This is a genomic window from Teichococcus aerophilus (assembly GCF_014490485.1).
GTDB classification, from domain to species: Bacteria; Pseudomonadota; Alphaproteobacteria; order Acetobacterales; family Acetobacteraceae; genus Pseudoroseomonas; species Pseudoroseomonas aerophila.
This window is the reverse complement of the sequence record NZ_JACTVA010000008.1, coordinates 49,451-69,281: the sequence shown is the minus strand read 5'-3', so window position 1 is coordinate 69,281 and position 19,831 is coordinate 49,451. Positions and strand designations below refer to the sequence as shown.

General features: G+C 70.7%; 17 protein-coding genes. 14 read left to right on the top strand and 3 right to left on the bottom strand.

All coding sequences use genetic code 11. From position 1 onward, the window contains the following. Positions 1–47: 47 nt before the first annotated feature. Positions 48–1,277, top strand: coding sequence for an MFS transporter (locus IBL26_RS06815; protein WP_187783720.1), 1,230 nt, complete (start codon positions 48–50; stop codon positions 1,275–1,277). 148 nt (positions 1,278–1,425) lie between these two features. Here the strand turns inward: IBL26_RS06815 and IBL26_RS06810 are convergent, their stop codons facing one another. Beyond that, positions 1,426–2,766 carry an MFS transporter gene (locus IBL26_RS06810; RefSeq protein WP_187783719.1) on the bottom strand — a complete coding sequence of 447 codons (1,341 nt, stop codon included), beginning with the start codon at positions 2,764–2,766 and terminating at the stop codon, positions 1,426–1,428. 275 nt (positions 2,767–3,041) lie between these two features. Continuing rightward, positions 3,042–4,013, bottom strand: a complete 972-nt coding sequence (locus tag IBL26_RS06805; protein ID WP_187783718.1) for a 2-hydroxyacid dehydrogenase — start codon at positions 4,011–4,013, stop codon at positions 3,042–3,044. Between the two features lie 149 nt (positions 4,014–4,162). Here IBL26_RS06805 and IBL26_RS06800 point away from each other — a divergent pair, with 149 nt between their 5' ends. From IBL26_RS06800 to IBL26_RS06785, 4 genes are read left to right on the top strand one after another with little or no spacing between them, the layout of a single operon-like run. After that, on the top strand, positions 4,163–4,951 hold the full coding sequence (locus tag IBL26_RS06800; RefSeq protein WP_187783717.1) for an SDR family oxidoreductase: 789 nt from the start codon (positions 4,163–4,165) through the stop codon (positions 4,949–4,951). Continuing rightward, positions 4,944–6,221: a hydantoinase/carbamoylase family amidase gene (locus IBL26_RS06795; RefSeq protein WP_367615386.1), complete on the top strand. Its 1,278-nt coding sequence runs from the start codon at positions 4,944–4,946 to the stop codon at positions 6,219–6,221. Before IBL26_RS06800 ends, IBL26_RS06795 begins: the two co-directional genes overlap by 8 nt. Beyond that, the gene (locus IBL26_RS06790; RefSeq protein ID WP_187783715.1) at positions 6,218–6,718 is read left to right on the top strand and encodes a YaiI/YqxD family protein; all 501 of its coding nucleotides are present in this window, start codon (positions 6,218–6,220) and stop codon (positions 6,716–6,718) included. Before IBL26_RS06795 ends, IBL26_RS06790 begins: the two co-directional genes overlap by 4 nt. Next, the gene (locus IBL26_RS06785; protein ID WP_187783714.1) at positions 6,712–7,656 is read left to right on the top strand and encodes an aspartyl protease family protein; all 945 of its coding nucleotides are present in this window, start codon (positions 6,712–6,714) and stop codon (positions 7,654–7,656) included. The genes IBL26_RS06790 and IBL26_RS06785 overlap by 7 nt, the downstream gene beginning before the upstream one ends. Positions 7,657–7,708: 52 nt before the next feature. Here IBL26_RS06785 and IBL26_RS06780 read toward each other — a convergent pair whose 3' ends face one another. Next, positions 7,709–10,081: a penicillin acylase family protein gene (locus IBL26_RS06780; protein ID WP_187783713.1), complete on the bottom strand. Its 2,373-nt coding sequence runs from the start codon at positions 10,079–10,081 to the stop codon at positions 7,709–7,711. A gap of 140 nt (positions 10,082–10,221) precedes the next feature. On the opposite strand from IBL26_RS06780, the gene IBL26_RS06775 reads away from it, so the two are divergent. The 9 genes from IBL26_RS06775 (at position 10,222) to IBL26_RS06735 (ending at position 19,755) form a co-directional block, all read left to right on the top strand. Then, positions 10,222–11,673, top strand: coding sequence for an N-acyl-D-amino-acid deacylase family protein (locus IBL26_RS06775; protein WP_187783712.1), 1,452 nt, complete (start codon positions 10,222–10,224; stop codon positions 11,671–11,673). A 52-nt stretch (positions 11,674–11,725) separates the two neighbouring features. Further along, complete coding sequence (locus IBL26_RS06770) at positions 11,726–12,325, top strand: LysE family translocator (protein WP_241749098.1); 600 nt, start codon at positions 11,726–11,728, stop codon at positions 12,323–12,325. Positions 12,326–12,388: 63 nt separating this feature from the next. Then, complete coding sequence (locus IBL26_RS06765) at positions 12,389–13,162, top strand: hypothetical protein (RefSeq protein ID WP_187783711.1); 774 nt, start codon at positions 12,389–12,391, stop codon at positions 13,160–13,162. A 95-nt stretch (positions 13,163–13,257) separates the two neighbouring features. After that, complete coding sequence (aroQ, locus tag IBL26_RS06760; protein ID WP_187783710.1) at positions 13,258–13,701, top strand: type II 3-dehydroquinate dehydratase; 444 nt, start codon at positions 13,258–13,260, stop codon at positions 13,699–13,701. Between the two features lie 129 nt (positions 13,702–13,830). Continuing rightward, positions 13,831–15,120 (top strand): FAD-dependent oxidoreductase, encoded by a 1,290-nt coding sequence (locus IBL26_RS06755; protein WP_187783709.1) that lies wholly within the window; start codon positions 13,831–13,833, stop codon positions 15,118–15,120. Between the two features lie 49 nt (positions 15,121–15,169). Next, positions 15,170–16,153, top strand: coding sequence for a Bug family tripartite tricarboxylate transporter substrate binding protein (locus IBL26_RS06750; protein WP_187783708.1), 984 nt, complete (start codon positions 15,170–15,172; stop codon positions 16,151–16,153). 14 nt (positions 16,154–16,167) lie between these two features. Then, positions 16,168–16,950, top strand: coding sequence for an IclR family transcriptional regulator domain-containing protein (locus IBL26_RS06745; RefSeq protein ID WP_187783707.1), 783 nt, complete (start codon positions 16,168–16,170; stop codon positions 16,948–16,950). A 95-nt stretch (positions 16,951–17,045) separates the two neighbouring features. Continuing rightward, on the top strand, positions 17,046–17,954 hold the full coding sequence (locus tag IBL26_RS06740; RefSeq protein WP_187783706.1) for a glycosyltransferase family 2 protein: 909 nt from the start codon (positions 17,046–17,048) through the stop codon (positions 17,952–17,954). A 217-nt stretch (positions 17,955–18,171) separates the two neighbouring features. Then, entirely contained in the window at positions 18,172–19,755 is a 1,584-nt protein-coding gene (locus IBL26_RS06735) for an alkaline phosphatase D family protein (protein ID WP_187783705.1), read from the top strand. The last annotated feature ends 76 nt before the right edge of the window (positions 19,756–19,831 follow it).

Below are 19,831 nucleotides of genomic sequence, written 5' to 3'. Positions count from 1 at the left end.
GCGCGTTCCCGCCGGACGCGACCCCCGGATGCGACCAAGGACCCATCATGACCCCACCCACCCCAGGGGCGCCGCCAGCAGGCCGGGAGGATTCCGGCCCGGCCACGGCCGGCGCGCTGCTGCTGTTGATGTCGTTGACCGCCCTCGGTCAGATGGCGACGAACATCGTCGTGCCCTCGCTCAACACCATCGCGGTGGAGATGGGGCTCGGTGCCGGCTCGGCGGGGGTGATCATGTCCGCCGTGCTGGCCGGGCTGGCGTTCGGGCAACTGGTGGTCGGCCCGGTGTCGGACCGGGTGGGGCGGCGGCCGGTGCTGCTGGCGGGGCTGGTACTGTACGTGCTGGCCAGCCTGGCGGCGACCTTCGCCACCCATGGCGCCATGCTGCTGGTCGCCCGGCTGATGCAGGGGCTGGGGGCCAGCGCCGGGCTGGCGCTGCCGCGTGCCATCGCGCGGGACCGCTATGTGGGCGACCACTTCCTGCGCGCCATGTCGCTGCTGACGCTGGCCATGGCCGTCATGCCGGGTCTGGCGCCGATCATGGGCGGTGCCATCGCCGGTTCCTCCAGCTGGCGCGCCGCGCTGGCGGTCAGTGTGGCGGCCGGGCTGGCGGCGCTGGTGGCGACGCTCTGGGCGCTGCCGGAGACGCACCGGAACCGCACCGGCGGTGGCGTGGCGGCGGTTCTGGGCGGCTACCGCACCGTGCTCGGCAACCGGCCCTTCCTGCTCTACACGCTCATCCCCGGCGCGGCCTTCGGTGGCGCGTATGTCGAGGTCGCGGGCGCGCAGGCCCTGTTCGGCGGCCTGTTCGGCTGGTCCCCGGTGCAGCTCAGCCTGGCGACGGCCTGCTACCCGATGGGCTTTCTGGTCGGCGGCCTGCTGGCGCCGCGCCTGGGCATGGGCTTCCACCGCCGCATCCAGGCCGGCATCGCGCTGATGCTGCTGGGGGCAGTGCTGTTCCTGGGGCTGACGACGTCCGGGCTGCTGACGGCCTTCGGCGCCATCGGCTGCGTCGTCCTGTCCCAGGTCGGCGTCGGCTTCATGGGGCCGCCGGCCATCGGGCTGGCGCTGCTCTCGGTGAAGGGCGCGGCGGGCACGGCCAGCGCGGTGATGGGTGCGATCCACATGGTGATCGGCGCCGGCGGGGCGGCGATGGTGGGTGCCATCGCCATGCCTGTGGCCTGGAGCATGCCGCTGATCATGCTGGGCTTCGCCATGGTGGCGGTGCTGTGCCAGCTCTTGGCGGGCCGCCCGCCGGATGCACCCGGCGGCGAGTGAAGCGACGCCGCCGCGAGGCCGCTGCGTGATGACCCGAGACGGTGCCGCCCGAACACGCCGCCGACAAAAGGCCAGGCCCGTCCGCCGCATCTCTGCGGCGGACGGGCCTGGGCGGTGGCCGCTGGGCTTGCCCGGCGGCCCGCCAGCGTCAGGCGGTGCGGCGCAGGCCGGCGAGGCGTTCCGGCTGTGCGCCCAGCTCTTCCATCGGCGTCCGGTAGGTTTCGCGCGCCGTCATGATGGAGATGGCGGCGATGACGGCGGTGACGGAGGTGAACACGGCCACCGGCACCCAGCCCATCGGCCCCGGGCCCAGCAGGGCGGCGCTGATGCTGGGGGCGAAGCCGCCCAGCGCGAAGCCAAGCTGCGTGCCGATGGCCATGCCGGAGAGGCGGACGCGGGTATCGAACATCTCGCCATACAGGGCCGGCCAGACGCCGTTGGCGGCACTGTAGACGACGCCCGAGAGCAGGATGCCAAGCACGAAGATCAGCGGGATGTTCGCCACGCTGATGGCCCAGATATACGGCCAGATCAGCACCGCGCAGCCCAGCGCCCCGATGATGAACACAGGCTTGCGGCCGATGCGGTCCGCCAGGATGGCCCAGGCCGGAATGGCCGCCAGCGCCACGACATTGGCCAGCACCAGCACCGTCAGCATGGTCGAGCGGTCGATATGCAGCGTGTTGACGGCGTAGGAGAGGGTGAAGACGCTGAAGATGGTGCTGACCACCGAGACCAGGGCCGCGAAGATCACCCGCAGCACGTCCGCCCACTGGGTGCGGAACAGCGCCACCACGGGCACGGTGGCGGGGGCGCCGGAGCGCTCCTCCTTCTCGAAGGCCGGCGTCTCCGGCAGGGTGCGGCGGACCCAGAAGCCGACGATGACCACCAGCACGCTGAGGAAGAACGGAATCCGCCAGCCCCAGGCCAGCAACTGCGCTTCCGAAAGCCAGGAGACGGGGATGAAGACCAGCGTGGCCAGGATCAGCCCCGCCTGGGTGCCGCTGAGGGTGAAGCTGGTGAAGAAGGCGCGGCGGTGGGCCGGCGCGTGTTCCAGCGTCATGGAATTGGCGCCAGCCTGCTCGCCGGCGGCGGAGATGCCCTGCAGCAGCCGCGCCAGCACCAGCAGGATCGGCGCCAGGATGCCGACATGGTCGTAGGTGGGCAGGCAGCCGATGATGAAGGTGGAGAAGCCCATCAGCAGCAGCGTGAAGGTCAGCACCTTCTTGCGCCCGAACCTGTCCCCCACATGGCCGAGCGCCACGGCGCCGAGCGGCCGCGTGATGTAGGCGACGCCGAAGGTGGCGAAGGATGCGATGGCGGCGGCCTGCGGGTTGGCGGCGGAGAAGAAGATCTTCGGGAAGATCAGCGCCGCGGCGGTGCCGTAGATGAAGAAGTCATAGTATTCGACGGCACTGCCGATCCAGCTCGCCAGGGCGGCCTTGCGGGGCGTCTGCGCGGCATGGAGGCCGGCCTCTGCTTGGGACATGGGTTCCTCTCCGGTTCTTGTCGGGCGTTTGGTCCGCAGGCGTGCTTGCGCCCGCGGCGTTCAGCCGGGGCGCGGGGCGCGGTATCGGGTCTGCGGAATCCTCATTGGTACGTACTTTCCTTCCCGCCGGGGCCTCGTGGGCCACCGGTCCTGCCGGTCATGTCGCCGGTTGTGGGAATTTTATGGACTATCCGGTTAGTCATGGAAACGGGAAAAAAGAAGGGCGCCGACCTCAGGGCCGGCGCCCGTTACGCCCTGGCAATCTGTGGCCGGCTTTACCCGACGCGGTGGGGCGGCGCCTCGCCCCGCAGCAGCACAGCGTCCAGGTTGTCCAGCGCCCGGAAGCCCATGGCGTCACGGGTTTCCACCGTGGCGCTGCCCAGATGCGGCAGCAACACCAGGCTCGGCGTCGTGTAGTAACCTTCATGAATGCGCGGCTCGCCGTCGAAGACGTCCAGCCCGGCGGCGCGCAGGTGGCCGCTGGCGAGTGCGGCGCACAGCGCCACGTCATCCACCGTGGAGCCACGGCCGGTATTCACTACAATGGAACCGGGGCGCAGCTGCGCGATCCGCCGCGCATCCAGCCAGTGCCGCGTCGCCGCCCCGCCCGGGATGTGCATGGACAGCACGTCGATCGCACCCAGGAAGGCGGTGTCGTCGGCATGGTAGATGGCGCCCTGGGCCTCGGACTCCGGCAGTGGGTTGCGGTTGCGGTAGTGGATCTCCATCCCGAAGCCGCGCGCCATCTTCGCCAGCGCCTGGCCGATCCGCCCCATTCCGAGGATGCCGAGCTTCTTGTTCTCCAGCGTCACGCCCATCAGCTGCGTCGGCGCCCAGCCGGCCCATTCGCGGGCGCGCAGCATCCGCTCCGCCTCGCCGCCGCGGCGGGCGGCGGAGAGGATTAGCAGCATGGCGATCTCGGCCGTCGCCACGCTCAGCACATCCGGCGTGTTGGCCACCAGGATGCCGCGCGAGGCCGCCGCCTGCAGGTCGATATGGTCGGTGCCGACACTGAAGGTGGCGATGATCTTCACGCTCTCCGGCAGCGCTTGGATGGTGGTGGCGTTGAAGGCGTCCCCGGCGGCGCAGAGGATGCCGGCGGGCTGGGTATGCGCGGCGGCGGCGGCAATTTCTTCACCCGTCATCGGCGTGTCGGCCGCGTTGGGGATGGTGGCGTAGTCGCGCGCGGCGCGGGCCTCCACCGCCGTGGGGAAGTGGCGGGTCAGCAGCAGCAGGGGCTTGGACATGGGCGGTATTCTCCGTCGGTCTCGGCGTTTCCTCGCCCCAGCTTGGCGGCGGGAGGACGGTTCGCCAAGAGGGGGGGGTGGTCTTGCCTTCGCCAGGCGTTACGTTCACCGTCCGCGCCGATTCACACGGCGAGAGTGGGAGAAGAGAAATGGATCTGGGTCTCAAGGGGCGTCGCGCCCTGGTGATGGGTGGCTCGAAGGGCCTCGGCCGCTCGGTGGCGGATGCGCTGGCGGAAGAGGGCGTGTCCATCGCCGTGTCCGGCCGTGACCAGGCTAGCCTGGACCGAGTGGCGGCCGAGCTGAAGGCGCTGGGCGCCGCCAACGCCGTCGGCATCCCGGCCGACGTGGCGCATGGCGAGCAGATGGACGCGCTGGTGCAGAAGGCCGTGGCCGCGCTGGGTGGCATTGACATCCTGGTGCTGAACCATGGTGGCCCGCCGCAATGCACCGCCGCCGACATCAAGCAGGAAGACCTGACCACCTGGTTCCAGCGCATCGTGCTCTCCCCCATCCGGGTGGCGACGCAGGTGCTGCCGGCGATGCGGGCGCAGAAATGGGGGCGGATCATCGCCATCGGCTCGTCCGGCATGGTGAACCCGCTGCCGAACCTGGCGCTGTCCAACACCCTGCGTGCCGCGATCGTCGGCTGGAACAAGACGCTGGCGGCGGAAGTGGCCGGCGATGGCGTGACCTGCAACATCCTGGCCCCCGGCGCCATCCGCACGGACCGCAGCGTGGAGCTGGCCGCCGGTGCCGCGCAGAAGGCCGGCAAGACGCCGGAGGACATTATCGAGGCCCGCAGCAAGACCATCCCGGCCGGCCGCTACGGCGTGCCCGCCGAGTTCGGCCCGATGGGCGCCTTCCTGGCGTCCGACCGCGCCGCCTACACCACTGGCCGCATCCACCTGATCGATGGCGGGGTCGTCGGCGGTGTCTGAAGCCGTGCGCAGCAACCTGACGCCGGATACCGATCTGGCGTCACGGATGTTCGATGAGCTGCGTGCCAACAGCACCGACGGTCTGGGCGTCACCCGTGACGCCTACGGCCCCGGTGAGCGGATGGCCCACGCCCTGGCGCGGCGGGAAGCCGAGGCGCTGGGGCTGGAGGTGCAGGCGGACCCGGTGGGTAACCTGTACATGACCCTGCCGGGTGCCGACCGCACGGCGAAGCGCGTGCTGCTGGGCAGCCACCTGGATTCCGTCAAGGAAGGCGGCAATTTCGATGGCGCCGCCGGCGTGCTGGCCGGGCTGGCCGCCGTGGCCGGGCTGAAGCGCGCGGGCTTCCAGCCGGCGCGGGACATCACCGTCATCGCCACGCGGGCGGAGGAGGCGGGGGCTTGGTTCCCCACCTCCTACCCCGGCAGCCGTGGCGCGCTGGGCATGCTGAAGGCGGCCGAGCTGCAGGTGAAGCGGCAGGATACCGGCCGGTCGCTCGCCGACCACATGCGGGAGGAGGGCTTCGACCCCGATTTCGCCGTGCGGGGCGAGCGCGTGCTGACGCCGGACAACACCGCCGCCTTCCTGGAACTGCATATCGAGCAGGGCCCGGTGCTGGATGCGGAGGAGATTCCGGTCGCCGTCGTTACCGGCATTCCCGGTTCCCGCCGGCTGCGGCAGGGGCGGGTGCTGGGCGAGTACAACCACTCCGGCGGCACGCCGCGCCGCTACCGCCGGGACGCCGCCATCGCGCTGGCGGAGCTGGCGTTGGGCCTGGACGAGGAATGGGCGTTGCTGGAGGCGCAGGGCCACAGGCTGGTCTGCACATTCTGCACCCTGGCCACCACCGCCGAGGCCGGCTTCACCAAGATCCCTGGCGAGGCCAACTTCATGCTGGATGTGCGCAGCGTGAACCCGGGCAGCGTGGACGCCATCTTCGCGCGCCTCGCAGTGCTGGTGCCGGAGATCGAGGCGCGGCGTGGCGTGCGGTTCGACCTGGGGCCGGAGACGGGCTCGCTGGCCTCGCCGATGGATGCCGAGGTGCGGGCCGGGTTGGCGCGCGCGGCGGAAGCCAGCGGCGTGCGGCATATCGAGATGGCCTCGGGCGGCGGGCATGACGCGGCGGCTTTCGCGGCTGCGGGCATTCCGGCTGGCATGCTGTTCGTTCGCAACCAGAATGGCAGCCACAATCCGCACGAAGCCATGCGGATGGAGGATTTCGCCAGTGCCTGCGCCGTGGTCACGCGCTGGCTTGCGGATGTCTCCGGTTGAAGCCTGACGTCTATATCGACGCCGATGCCTGCCCGGTGCGGGACGAGGTGTTCCGCGTGGCGGAGCGCCTCGGCCTCATCGTGCATGTCGTCAGCAACGGGGCGCGCGGCATCCGCCTGCCGGAGGTGGACTGGGTGAAGCGCGTCATCGTCGATGCCGGCGCGGATATCGCGGATGACTGGATCGCCGAGCATATCAGCGAGCACGATGTCTGCGTCACCGCCGATATCCCACTGGCCTCGCGCTGCCTGGCCAAGGGCGCGCGGGCGCTGAAGCATAACGGCACGGTCTGGACCACCGACAATATCGGCGGTGCCCTGGCCGGGCGTGCGGTGGCGGAGCATCTGCGTTCCACCGGCGCCACCACGCGCGGCCCGGCGCCAATGCAGGGTTCCGACAAATCCCGCTTCCTCTCCGCGCTGGAGACGGAATTGCAGGCGGCGATCCGCGCCAAGGCATCGCCGCCCGTGGCGCTGTGGCGGCCAATCGAGTGGTGAGGCCTGCCGGGTTGCGGCGGGCCCTGCGCGGGTTGGTGCTGGTGGCGTCCGCGCTGCTGGCGGCCTGCGCGACGCCGTGCGACTTCAGCCAGGGCGATGTGCTGCCGATCTCGCTGGCCGGCGGCAAGCCGGTGGTGCCGGCGGAGATCAACGGCACGCGCCTGCCTTTCATGGTGGATACCGGCGCCACCGCCACCGCGTTGTTCGCCGAGAGCGCGGCCGCCCTGCGCCTGCCGCCGGACCGGATGCGCAACACCACCGCGCGCGGCATCGGCGGCGTGTCCCAGCAGCGCAACGCGCTGGTGCAGCAGATGCGCATCGGCGAGCGGGAGATGCAGCGGCTGACCCTGCCGGTGATGACCCACAGCCGGCCGGGCAGCCTGCCGATGGTGGGGCTGATCGGCGCGGACTTCCTCGGCACGTCGGAGGTGGAGATCGATTTCCCCGCCCGCCGCTTCGTGCTGCACGATGCCCGCACCTGCTTCGCCCGGACTTCCCCGGCCTGGAGCGGCGAGTACGACACCATTCCGCTGGAAGTGCTCCCCAACGGGCTCATCCGGCTGCGTGTGCAGGTGAACGGGGCCGGCGTGTGGGCGGTGCTGGACACGGGGGCCGAGCACTCGACGATGCTGCGTTCCACCGCCGCCGGGCTGGGCGTTCCGCAATCCGCGCTATCCGGCAAGCCGATCGGCGTGGTGCACGGCATCGGCGCAACGCGGGTGGAACTGCGGATGCAGCGCTTCGAAACGGTGCAGATCGGCGCTGAAACCTTGCGGAACTGGCCGATCGGCATCATCGACCTGCCGCCGGGCACGCCGTTCTCGATGTTGCTGGGGTTAGACTACATCGCACAGCGCCGGCTGTGGATCTCCTACGCGCAGCAACGGCTGTACGTGCAGCAGGTGGAGCAGCCCGGTCCGCGCAAGGCACCGCTGTAGGGCTGGCCTTCGTGGCGTGGCGGCGGCGCTTTCAGCGCCACCGCCAAACGGCTCAGCCCGGCAGCAGCGTGATCCGCTGCATCTCCTTCGCATCGACCGCCGCGCGCGAGTAGAGCAGCGGCACGTACTCGCCACGCGACCAGCCCGGCGCCAGGTCGGCGTAGTGCGGGGAGCGCGGATCGCCTGACTGCCCCGGCGCGTTGATGGCGATGCTGTTGTCCCACTCGCCCACGTCCATCACCAGGCGGACGGAAGCGCCGTGCATGGCGCGGAAGTCGGACGGGCGGTACCCGGTGTGCATCGGCGTCGAGGAACTGCCGCCGACGGGCAGCGGCCCGACATCCCAATGCGCCTGCTCGGCCGAGAGGCCGGAAAGCGCGTGGCTGAAGTAGCCGGAATGCAGCTTGCCCCAGGACCAGGCGGAGGGCGAGGCACCCATCCGCTTCTCGCAATCGCGGAAGGCGCCGGTCAGGCAGGAGGCGAGCAACTCGTCCCGCCCGGCCCGTGCATCGGTGCCGAAGCGGTCGTCCGGGTTCTCCAGCACCCGCACCAGCACCACGTTGTCCTGCGGCAGCAGCAGCGGGCGCAGCGAGGCATCCGGGACCAGCAGCGTCAGCATGCGCGGCTTTAGGAACTTGGCCAGGAACACCTCGAACAACGCCGCGGCCGGGCTGGTGGCGCGCAGGCGGTGGTCCCATTCCTCCAGCATCGTCAGCGCTGCCCACAATTCCGGCGCGGCACCGCTGCGCGGCAGGCGCAGCAGCAGGTCGCACAACTGGCGCGCGGGGATGGAGAGGACGTCGGTCTGCAACGCGGCGGAGTCTTCCACGCGGTGCAGCGGCACGTCATTCACGCCGGTGGCGCCGAGCACTTCGCGGATGCGGCGGGCGCGGTAGTACTCGGTCCACTCGTAGCCGTACATCTTCTCGGCATGCGGCCAGTCGGCCGGCAGGTTCTGCTCGTTGGCGGAAGCGACGAAGCCTTCCGGCGGGTTGACCACCAGCGGGTGCTCCGCCGGGTCCAGCAGGCCGGACCATTCGTAGCGGCCATCGCCCGGCACCGGCAGCAGCCCGTCCCAGTTCGGCCGCTGCGGCGCGTAGCCGGTGGGCATCCAGGCAATGGTGCCGGTGACATCGGCATAGACCTGGTTGACGGAGGGCGTGCCCCAGCCGCGCATCGCCTCGGCAAAGCCGTCCACCGTGGTGCTGCGCATGCCGGAGAGGCTGCGGAGATACGGCGCGGAGCCCGGCAGCATCCACACGGTGCGGATGGCGATGGCGCGCCCCGGCGCTTCCGCGACGACCGGCCCATGGCGGGTGAAGCGCAGCGGCAGGCTCTGCGTCTCATGGCCCTTCACCACGAACTCGGACATCTCCTCGACCATCTGTTCGTAGGCATCGCCGTAGCGATAGGAATCGCCGTCGCCGATGGTCTCGTAGACCATGACGTCTTCCTGGTCGGCGCCATGGATGGTCAGTGCGAAGGCGGCGGTGCCATTATGGCCCATGGAGATACCCGGCACCGCGGGCTCACCCATGCCGATGGCGTTGAAGCCGGGCGCATCGAGATGGACGAGGTAGCGCAGCCCGGGCGCCGCATGGGCGCGGTGCGGGTCGCTGGCCAGGATGGGGCGGCCGCTGGCGGTGCGGCTGCCATGCACGGCCCAGTTGTTCGAGCCCTCCATCTCCGCATTGCGCATGATCTCGCCGCTATCGGCCACCTTGCTCCAGCGGCGCCAATCCACCAGCGGCGCGGAAAGGCGCTCGGCCGAGAAGGTGACGGCGGCGGTGGCCAGCTTGAAAGTGTCTAGCACCTCGGCGCCGATGGAGCTGAGGTCCAGCCCCTCCGGCCGCGTCGGCTCGCGCATCGGCTCGATATCCTTGCGCAGCAGGTCGGTCGCCAGGTCGGCGCGGGAGAGCACGATGGCGCGCAGCACCTCGGACAGCGCGTTGCGCGTCAGGCTATGGCTGCGGATGCGCACCACGTCCTCCGCCGCCCAGTGGCGCGGCTTGGTGCCGAGGGAGACGAATTCCGGCGGCAGGCGCGCCGGCTCCCGCTCGCACAGATCGACATAGGCGTTGATGCCGGCGACGAAGGCGGCGCAGATCTCGCGTGCATCCGGCGAGTAGGCGTTGAACTCCGCGTCCATGTCGCCGCGATAGAGGAACAGGCGGGAGGCCCGGTCCTGCGCCAGGAAGCCCGGGCCGAAATCGGCGGCCAGCAGGCCGAGGCCACGCTTGCGCCAGAGGTCGATCTGCCAGAGCCGGTCCCGCGCCGCGTTGAAGCCTTGCAGGAAGAACAGGTCGGCCTCGTTCTCCGCCCGCAGGTGCGGCACGCCCCAGCGGTCCACCACGATGGAGGCTGGCGCCTGGAGCCCCTCCAGCGTGATCGTCTCCTGCGTGGCGTGCGGCGTTGCGTCGGTCATGACGGCGGTGTCTCCCGTAAGAAGCGTTGCGGCAGGCTAGGAGCGGGAAGGGCGGCGCGCAATGTGCGGGAGCCGGCTGGATCATCCGTCCCGATGGGGGCATGATCCGCAGCCTTGCCTTTCCGAGGGGACGCCCTGCCATGGCGCTGCGCTGCGATATCATCATCCGGGATGCCACGATCTTCGACGGGACGGGCGCGCCGCGCCGGATCGGCGATGTCGGCGTCAGCGGCGACCGCATCGTCGGCGTGGGCGACCTGGGCGGCGCCACGGCGGACCGCGAGGTCATCGCCACCGGCAAGGCCATCGCCCCCGGCTTCATCGACAGCCATACGCATGACGACCGTGCCGTGCTGTGCGGCCCTGCCTGCACGCTGTGCAAGATCAGCCAGGGCGTGACCACGGTGGTGGTGGGCAATTGCGGCATCAGCCTGGCGCCGATGCGCCACACCGCCAGCCGCCCGCCGGCGCCGCTGGACCTGCTGGGCGACGAGCAGTGGTGGACCTTCGACAGCTTCGGCGACTACGCCCACGCGCTGAAGACCAAGGGCAGCGAGGTGAACACCTACGCCCTGGTCGGCCACCAGACATTGCGCGTCGAGGCGATGCAGGGCGACGTGCTGCGCCCGGCGAAGGAAGCCGAGATCCACCGCATGCACGCCCGCCTGAAGCAGTCGCTGATGGAAGGCGCCTCCGGCTTCTCGACCGGCCTGTACTACCCGCTGAACAAGGCGGCGACGACCGAGGAGGTCATCGCGGTCGGCGAGGCGCTGAAGACCACTGGCGGCCTCTATACCAGCCATATGCGGGACGAGGCGAACCATGTGCTGGCGTCGATCGAGGAGACGCTGCGCATCGGCACGCGTCTCGGCCTGCCGGTGCATATCAGCCACCACAAATGCTCGATGCCGGAGAATTACGGCCGCTCCGTGCAGACGCTGGCGCTGATCGAGGCCGCGGCCTCGATGCAGGAAGTGGCGTTCGACATGTACCCGTACCCCGCCGGCTCAACCGTGCTGATGGCGGACAAGGTGCGGGACGAATTGCGCACCATCATCACCTGGTCCGTGCCGTATCCGGAGATGGCGGGGCGCGACTTGTCCGAGATCGCGCGCGGCTGGAACACCGACCTGCGCGCCGCTGCCGAGCGGCTGACGCCGGCCGGCGCCGTGACCTTCCAGATGGATGAGGAGGATGTGCGCCGCATCATGCGCCATCCGCTTTCCATGATCGGCTCGGACGGCCTGCCGCATGACGAGAAGCCGCACCCGCGTCTGTGGGGCACCTTCCCGCGCGTGCTGGGGCTGTATTCCCGCCAGCTCGGCCTGTTCGACCTGGAGACGGCGGTGCACAAGATGACCGGCCGCTGCGCCCAGGTCTTCGGCATGGTCGACCGCGGCGTGATCCGCGAAGGCGCTTATGCCGACCTGGTGTTGTTCGACCCCGCCACCGTCATCGACAACGCCACCTTCGAGGACCCGGTGCAGATGAGCGTCGGCATCGACAAGGTCTGGGCCAACGGCGTGCTCTCCTTCGCCGAAGGTAAAGCAACGGGCGAGAAGCCGGGCCGGCTGGTCACGCGCGGCCGCTGATTTTAGGTCACTGATATTGACCTAATCGGGAATTCCATGCTCCGCTGGGGGCATGGAATTCACGATGTCGGTGCCCTGGTCGTTGCTGGGCTTCGCGGTGGCGGCCAGTGTCACGCCGGGGCCTAACACGCTGATGGTCAGCGCCATGGGCGCGGCGGGCGGCTGGCGCGCGCCACTGCCGGCGATGCTGGGCATCACGCTGGGCTTCATGCTGCTGCTGGTGTTGACCTCGCTGGGGCTGGCGGCACCGCTGGCGGCCAGCCCGTCGCTGCATGGCGTGCTGCGCTGGGTGGGCGTGCTGTGGTTGCTATGGCTCGCCTGGAAGATCGGCCACGCGCCGCCGCCCGAGCCCGGCGCCGCCCCGCGTGGCTTCGGCTTCCTGGCTGCCGCAGCCTTCCAGTGGGTGAACCCCAAGGCGTGGATGATCGCCCTGGCGGCACTGCCGGCCTTCACCGCGCCCGGAGAAGCGATGCTGGATGCCGGGCTGCGCATCGCGCTGACCTTCGGCCTGATCTCCATGCCCTGCCTGCTGGTCTGGGCCCTGGTGGGGCAGGGTGCCGGGCGCCTGCTGCGCACGCCGCGCCACTGGCGCATCTTCAACATCGTGATGGGCCTGCTGCTGGCTGCCAGCGTGCTGCCGCTGTTACGGTGACGCCGCTTCCGCCGTGACGCCCTGCTGCGGGACACGTTTGCCCCAGCGAAGGACCGGCCCGCTTTGCCAACCCCCGAATTGCCGAAGCCGGAACTGCTGAAGCCAGCCTTGCCTGAACCGGAAGTGCCCGAGCCCCGCCCGGCGCCGGAAGCAGGCGCGGGCGGCGCCACGCCTCTCTGGGCGGTGCTGGGCCTTACGGTCATGCTGCTGCTGCCCTTCGGCCCCGTCGGCCTGGTGGCCGTCGCCCTGGCGGGCACGTTCGCCTACTGGGAAGCGATCAACGTGGCCGCGGTCCTGCTGGCGGGGGCGCTGTTCCTGCTCTCGGGCGAGAAGGGCATGCGGTCGCAGCTCTGGCCCGCCTTCAAGTGGGGCGCCGGCGCCGCGCTGGTGGTGGGAATCCCACTGGGCATCCTGATGATCTCCCCTGCGGGGGACTGGATGGAACGGCAGCGCGCGGCGCTGCTGCAGGCCACGCTGTACATCGACATGACCTGGCTGGCGGTGGTGGCCGTCGTCGCCTGGCGTGGGCCCAAAGACTCGCGCCGGCTGGGTATCCTGCTGGCGGTGGTGGTCGGCACGTCCCGCCTGATGATGTTCCCCGCCTTCCTGGCACTCGGCGTCATGACGACGGGTGCGATGAGCATCGTCATCGCCCCCGTGGCGCTGGCCGGTCTGGCCGCCGGCATGCTGCTGGTGACGCTGGCGGGCCTGCTGCTGGCCTGGCTGGTGGCCCTGCCGCGGCGCCACGTGCCGCCGCGCCGGGTCCTGGCCGGGCTGGCGGCGCTGCTGGCCGTGCTGCAACTGGCCTCCGTGGTGTTCGGCCTGCGGGGCGATTGATCGGTGCCCACGGCTTGGAGAGCGCGGGCGCTGCGGGCAGGATGCAGGCCAGGGCCCGGCGAGGCCCCCACAGCCAGTCCAATTCGGGAATTGCCATGAGCCGCACGGTCTTCGTTCTGAACGGTCCCAACCTCAACCTGCTGGGCAAGCGCCAGCCCGAGATCTATGGCCACGAAACCCTGGCCGATGTGGAAGCCGATTGCCGGGCGACCGCGGCCGGGCTGGGATTCGACATTCGCTTCCACCAGAGCAACCGCGAATACGAGATCATCGACTGGGTGCATGAGGCGCGGGAGGTCGGCGCGGCGATCGTCATCAACCCCGCCGCCTTCACGCACACTTCAGTCGCCATCCTGGATGCGCTGAAGACGTTCGAGGGGCCGATCATCGAGATCCACATCAGCAACGTGCATGCGCGGGAAGCCTTCCGGCACCATTCCTACGTCTCCGCCGTTGCCTCCGGCGTCATCGCCGGCTTCGGCACTCAGGGCTACACGCTGGCGCTGCAGCGCGTCGCGAAGCTGCTGCAGGCCGGCTGACGCAACGGCGCCAGCGCTGCGCCGACGGATAGGGGCGGCTTCGGCCGCCCTTTGACTTTGGGGCACCGGCTGCGGCAGACTGTGCGCCTGACGCATGAACATGCGCACTGCGTACAAAGGACGAACCGCATGGCCGGAAGCACCGACATCGACGCCGAGGTCCTGGTCTGCGGCGGCGGCATGGCCGGCACCGTGGCCGCCATCGCCGCCGCGCGGGCAGGCGCCGATACCTTGCTGGTCGAGCGCTGGGGCTTCCTGGGCGGCAGCGCCACGGCGGCGGCGGTCGGCCAGTTCGTTGGCTGGGAGACCGAGGCCGGGCGCCAGGTGATCCAGGGCACGGCGGAGGAAGTGGTGCGGCGGCTGGAACGGCATGGCGCTTCCGGCGGCCATACCCGCTTCACCATGTCCACCGGCCACGCCATGGACCAGGTTTCCTACGACCCGGAAGCGCTGAAGCTGGTGCTGGACGAGATGGCGGCCGAAGCCGGCGTGCGCGTGCTGTTCCACGCCACCATCGCCGACGTGCGCGCCAGCGGCCAGCGTATCGAGGCAGTGTCCGTGCAGACCAAGGCCGGCGTGCTGACCATCCATCCCCGCGTGGTCATCGATGCATCCGGCGACCTGGACGTGCTGGAGCGGGCTGGCGCCACCTTCCTGCCGCTGGCGGCGGACGAGGCGCCGCAGCCAGCCACCATGATGTTCCGCTTCGGCCCGATCGACTTCCCCCGCTTCGATGCGCTGAGCACCGCCGAGCGGCAGGAGCTGGCCCGGCAGGGCGTGGAGAGCGGCGCCCTGGCCCGTGCCGCCCTGCACCAGAGCCGCATCCCCGGCACCCATGACGGCTGGTTCAACATCAGCCGCGTCAGCCTGGATGCCACCGACCCTTTCGCCCTCAGCGCCGGGGAGATGGAGGGGCGCCGCCAGGCCTTTTCCGCCGCCACCTTCCTGCGCGCCCATGTGCCGGGTTGCGAGGATGGGCGGCTGGTCACGCTGGCCGCGCAGCTCGGCATCCGTGAATCGCGCCGCGTGCAGGGCGACTACCTGCTGACGGCGGATGATCTGCGGGCGCAGCGCCGCTTTCCCGACGCCATCGCCGTCGCCGCCTACCCGATGGACATCCACCCCGCGAAGGGTGCCGGGCTGAGCTTCGAGACGCTGGGCGGGGATCGCGCCTACGAGATCCCGTTCCGCTGCCTGATCCCGAAAGGGTTCGACAACGTTCTGGTGGCCGGGCGCGGCATCTCCGCCACCCATGGCGCCCATGCCTCCGTGCGGGTGATGCCGACCACCATGGCCATCGGGCAGGCCGCCGGCACCGCCGCGGCGATGGTGGTGGCCGGCAATGCCGGCACCCGCGCCGTCTCGCCCGGCCTGCTGCGGGAGAGGCTGCGCGCGGCCGATGCCTTCCTGACCGCCTGATACCGACGCCTACGCAACGACGAAGCGACAACAACAGGAAACGACCATCATGACGAGTCCCGCACCCGGCCGCCGCGCCGTCCTGGCCACCGCCCTGGCCCTGCCGTGGATCAGCCATGCCCGCGCCGCCGAGGCGTGGCCGAACCGTCCGCTGCGCGTCATCGTCCCCTTCGCCGCCGGTGGCCCAGCCGATGGGCTGGCGCGCATGCTGGCGGAACGGGTGCTGGGCCCGAAGCTGGGCCAGCCCGTGGTGGTCGAGAACCGGGGCGGCGCCGGCGGCGTCATCGGCACCGCCGCGGCGGCGCAGGCCAGCGATGGCCACACCCTGCTGTTCGGCAGCATCAGCATGACCATCGTGCCGCATTTGCAGGCGCAGCCGGTCGGCTACGATGTGCTGAAGGACTTCACGCCGCTGGCGCAGATCGCCTCCACGCCGTTCCTGCTGGTCGTGCCTGCGGCCTCGCCGTTCAAGGACGTCGCCGGGCTGCTGGCGGCGGCGAAGGCGAAGCCGCGCACTGTGACCTCCGCCAATAGCGGCTACGGCACGCTGTCCCACATGACGACCGAGTTGCTGAACCGCCAGGCGGGCGTGGAGATCGAGCCGGTGGTGTATCGGGGGGAGGGCGTGCTGATGCCGGACCTGCTGGGCGGGCAGGTGCAGATGGGCTTCCTGACGCTGTCCTCCATGCTGCCGCATCTGCGCGCCGGCACGGTGCGCGCGCTGGCGGTGGCCGGGGCGCAGCGCTTGCCGGAACTGCCCGAGGTGCCGACGCTGACCGAGGCCGGCGTGCCGGGCATCGAGGTCGATGGCTGGCAGGCGATGTTCGCCCCGCGCACTGTGCCGGCCGAGGGCGCCGCCCGCGTCGCCGCCATCCTGGCCGAGGCGATGGCGCAGCCGGCGACGCGCGAGCAGATCACCACCTTCGGCGCCGTGCCGGCGAGCCGCTCCAACGCCGATTTCGCCGCCATGGTGCCGGCGGAATTCCAGCGCTGGGGCGCCCTGGTGAAGGAGCGTAATATCCACGTCGAATGACCGGAGCGCCCCGCATGGATGACGAGACCGGCGCCAGCCCGCGCAGCCGCACCTTCGTGACGGCCTTCGCCCGTGGCCTGGACGTCATCCAGGCCTTCGGCGAGGGCGCGCGGCGGCTGACGCTGTCCGACGTCGCCGCCCGGGCGGGGGTGGACCGCGCGGTGGCACGGCGGCTGTTGCTGACCTTGGTGGAACAGGGCTTCGCCAGCACGGATGGCAAGTATTTCGAACTGACAGGGCAGGTGCTGCGCCTGGGCTTTTCCTACCTGGCGGCGGCGGGGCTGGACCGCCGCGTGCAGCCGGCGCTGGAAGCGCTCTCTCACCGCATCGGGGAAAGCACGTCCCTGACCGTGCTGGATTACCCGCATATTGTGAACGTCGCGCGGGCGGAGGCACCGGACCGGCATGTCCGCTACGCGCTGAAGACCGCCACCCGCATGCCGGCCACCGCCACGGCTTCCGGCCGCGTGCTGCTGGCGGGGCTGGAGGATGCGCGGGCGGAAGCCCTGCTGGCCAGTGCGCCGATCCCCGGCTTTACCCCGCATACGCTGCGGGCGGTGCCGGAACTGCTGGATGCCATCCGCGCCTGCCGCGCCGAGGGCTATGCGGTGGTGGACGGGGAATTGGAGGAAGGCTTTGCCTCCGCCGCCGTGCCGTTGCGGGACCGTGGCGGCCGGCTGGTGGCGGCGCTGGCCACCAGCAGCCATGCCGGCCGCATGACGGCGGCGCGGATGCGGCAGGAGGTCGTGCCGCTGATGCGCGCGGCGGCGCGCGAGATGGGCAGCCTGTTGCTGTGAGGCCGGGCAGGCGCCACGCGTGATGCATCGTCCCTTCAGGATAAACCCATGCCGCCCGGCACGCGTTCTGCGCCGGTAGGCTGGCGGGGAGGGGAATGATGCAACATTCAGGCGGCGACCACGCGCCCGGCTATGCCGATATCCTGCTGGGCATCACCACCTTCAACCGCCCCGGTATCGTCGCCGCCACCTCACGCTCCCTGGCCCGCGCGCGGGGCGTGGAGGAAGCGGGTATCCTCGTGCTCGACGACGCCAGCACCGAATATGGGGCGGAGGACCTGCGCCGCTGGTACCCGCCGCATGCCGGGATCCAGCGGCGGGAATACAATTCCGGCCGCGCCGACTATGCCGCCTTCAACCTGATGCGCCAGTTCATCGAAGGCACCGACAAGCGCCTGCTGCTGGTGCTGGATTCCGACCTGCTGGTGGCACCGGATGTCCTGGACCGGGCGCTGGAGGCCTTCCCGCGCTGCCAGGGTCTGCTCTCCCTGTTCAACACGCCATCCCACCCCGGCACCCTGCGGCCGGACGGGCTGCTGCTGAAGCCGCATGTCGGCTTCGCCGGCACGATGTGGTCGCGGGAGGCGGTGGCGGATGTGCTGGCGCATGTCACGCCCTCCCGCCGTTTCGACTGGGAGATCTGCGAGCGCTTCGTGGCGGAGGGGCGGGCCATCGTCTGCCTGCCGGACTCCGCCGTGCAGCATCTGGGGCTGTCGGATGGGCAGAACTCCTCCATCCTGCGCTCGGATTACGGCCTCTCCTTCACCGATGCGTCCTGGCAGAACACCTCCCCCTTGCTGGAGGCCATTCTGTTCGGGATGCGGGAGGAACTGAAGGCGCAGCGCCTGGCCATGCGCGCCGCCAAGGTGGAACACGACCACGTGGTGGCCGAGCTGCGCGCCGAGATCGCCGGGCTGCACCGCCTGCTGGAAGCGGTAGCCGGCGGCAGGCTGCCACCACCGGCGAGGCTGGTGGGGCGGCTGGTGCGGGCCCTGCGGCGCTAGAGCGTGCCGCGTTCGCACGCCCTGCTCTGATCGCGCGATTCAGGCGTTTCGGTCATCCCACGTCATGCCCTTGGCCCACCAGCGCCGACATGGCTGGCGGATGACGTTTTGGCTGTGACATTCGGCCGGCGTTGGAAGCGGCGGCGATGCCGGCTACAGCCACCGGGCACGCCAATGCGGCCGCGCGCATCCCGGCCGTGCCAGAGAAGCCCGCCCGATGGACAGCCAGCAGCGCCATATCCTCGACCTCTCCCGCCGTGGGCTGCTGCGCGGCGCGCTGGGCATGGCGGCGCTGGCCGCCACCCAGGGCACGGCACCGCGGGCGCTGGGCGCGCCGGCCCTGGCGGGGAACCCGTTCACCCTCGGCGTGGCCTCCGGCGATCCGTGGCCGGATGGCGTGGTGCTGTGGACGCGGCTGGCGCCGGAGCCCCTGGCCGGCGGCGGCATGCCACGCCTTGCACTGCCGGTGGCGTGGGACATCGCGCACGACCCGGAGTTCCGCGCCATCGCCGCGACGGGCGAGGCACTGGCGCGGCCGGAACTGGCGCATGCGGTGCACGCCGAGGTCTCCGGCCTGCAGCCGGGGCGCATTTACTGGTACCGCTTCCGCTACGGCGCGTGGCTCTCCCGCACCGGGCGCACCCGCACGGCACCGGCGGCGGATGCCGCGCCGGCGCGGCTGCGCTTCGTCAATGCCGGCTGCCAGAACTACCAGCAGGGCTACTTCACCGCCTGGAAGCACGTGGCCGAGGAGGAGGAGCTCGACTTCGTCTTCCACTATGGCGACTACATCTACGAATCCGGCCGCAACGCCAGCGCCATCCGCTTCCATGAGGGGCCGGAGCCGGTGTCGCTGGACGAGTACCGGGCCCGCTACGCCCTGTACAAGCTGGACCCTGATCTGGCGGCGGCACAGGCGGCACACCCGTTCCTGCCCTCCTTCGACGACCACGAGGTGCAGAACAACTGGGCCGGCCCGTTCAGCCAGGATGACGGCAGTCGCCCGAACCGCCCCGCCGTGCCGCCGGAGGTCTTCGCCCTGCGCAAGCAGGCCGCCTTCCAGGCCTGGTACGAGCACATGCCGCTGCGCCGCGCCCAGTTGCCGCACGGGCCGGAGATCGAGGCCTACCGGGCGCTGCGCTACGGCCGGCTGCTGGATATCGCGGTGCTGGACACACGCAGCTTCCGCACCGACCAGCCCTGTGGCGACGGGGTGAAGCCCGTCTGCGCCGCGCAGCAGGACCCGGCGGCGCAGATGATCGGCCCGGCGCAGGAGGCCTGGCTGGCACGCGGCCTGGGCCGCAGCCAGGCCAGCTGGCGCCTGCTGGCGCAACAGGTGCCGATGTTGCGGGTGGATGCGGGCACGGACGCCACCCAGCGCCTGCACATGGACAAGTGGGATGGCTACCCCGCCGCCCGCCGCCGCGTGTTCGGGGCGTTGCAGGCGCCGCGCAACCTCGTCGTCGTCTCGGGTGACGTGCATGTGGCGTTGGCCGGCACGCTGAAGCTGGATTACGACCGGGAGGACAGTCCTGCCATTGGTACCGAGTTCACCGCCACCTCCATCAGTTCCGGTGGCGATGGGTCCGAGGCAAAGCGCGGCACGCCGGCGGAGATGGCGCGCAACCCGCATCTGGCATTCTTCAATGCCCGGCGCGGCTACACGCTGCATGAGGTGAACAGCACCACCTTCTCCGCCACCTACCGGGCCGTCTCCCACGTCACCACCCCCGGCGCGGCGCGGGAGGACCGGGCGCGCTTCGTCGTCGAGGCCGGGCGGCCAGGGCCGGTGCGGGCCTGAAGGGTTCCCGCCCCGCGCTGCGTGGGTTACTGAGGAAGCGAGGAAAACGGCAGGATCGCTGTCCAGAACCGTCCGC

Excerpts from the sequence above, each read along its gene's own strand:
- IBL26_RS06815 (WP_187783720.1), top strand. The coding sequence starts at position 48 with ATGACCCCACCCACCCCAGGGGCGCCGCCAGCAGGCCGGGAGGATTCC.
- IBL26_RS06810 (WP_187783719.1), bottom strand. The coding sequence starts at position 2,766 with ATGTCCCAAGCAGAGGCCGGCCTCCATGCCGCGCAGACGCCCCGCAAG.
- IBL26_RS06805 (WP_187783718.1), bottom strand. The coding sequence starts at position 4,013 with ATGTCCAAGCCCCTGCTGCTGCTGACCCGCCACTTCCCCACGGCGGTG.
- IBL26_RS06800 (WP_187783717.1), top strand. The coding sequence starts at position 4,163 with ATGGATCTGGGTCTCAAGGGGCGTCGCGCCCTGGTGATGGGTGGCTCG.
- IBL26_RS06780 (WP_187783713.1), bottom strand. The coding sequence starts at position 10,081 with ATGACCGACGCAACGCCGCACGCCACGCAGGAGACGATCACGCTGGAG.
- IBL26_RS06775 (WP_187783712.1), top strand. The coding sequence starts at position 10,222 with ATGGCGCTGCGCTGCGATATCATCATCCGGGATGCCACGATCTTCGAC.
- IBL26_RS06770 (WP_241749098.1), top strand. The coding sequence starts at position 11,726 with ATGGAATTCACGATGTCGGTGCCCTGGTCGTTGCTGGGCTTCGCGGTG.
- aroQ (WP_187783710.1), top strand. The coding sequence starts at position 13,258 with ATGAGCCGCACGGTCTTCGTTCTGAACGGTCCCAACCTCAACCTGCTG.
- IBL26_RS06755 (WP_187783709.1), top strand. The coding sequence starts at position 13,831 with ATGGCCGGAAGCACCGACATCGACGCCGAGGTCCTGGTCTGCGGCGGC.
- IBL26_RS06750 (WP_187783708.1), top strand. The coding sequence starts at position 15,170 with ATGACGAGTCCCGCACCCGGCCGCCGCGCCGTCCTGGCCACCGCCCTG.
- IBL26_RS06745 (WP_187783707.1), top strand. The coding sequence starts at position 16,168 with ATGGATGACGAGACCGGCGCCAGCCCGCGCAGCCGCACCTTCGTGACG.
- IBL26_RS06740 (WP_187783706.1), top strand. The coding sequence starts at position 17,046 with ATGATGCAACATTCAGGCGGCGACCACGCGCCCGGCTATGCCGATATC.
- IBL26_RS06735 (WP_187783705.1), top strand. The coding sequence starts at position 18,172 with ATGGACAGCCAGCAGCGCCATATCCTCGACCTCTCCCGCCGTGGGCTG.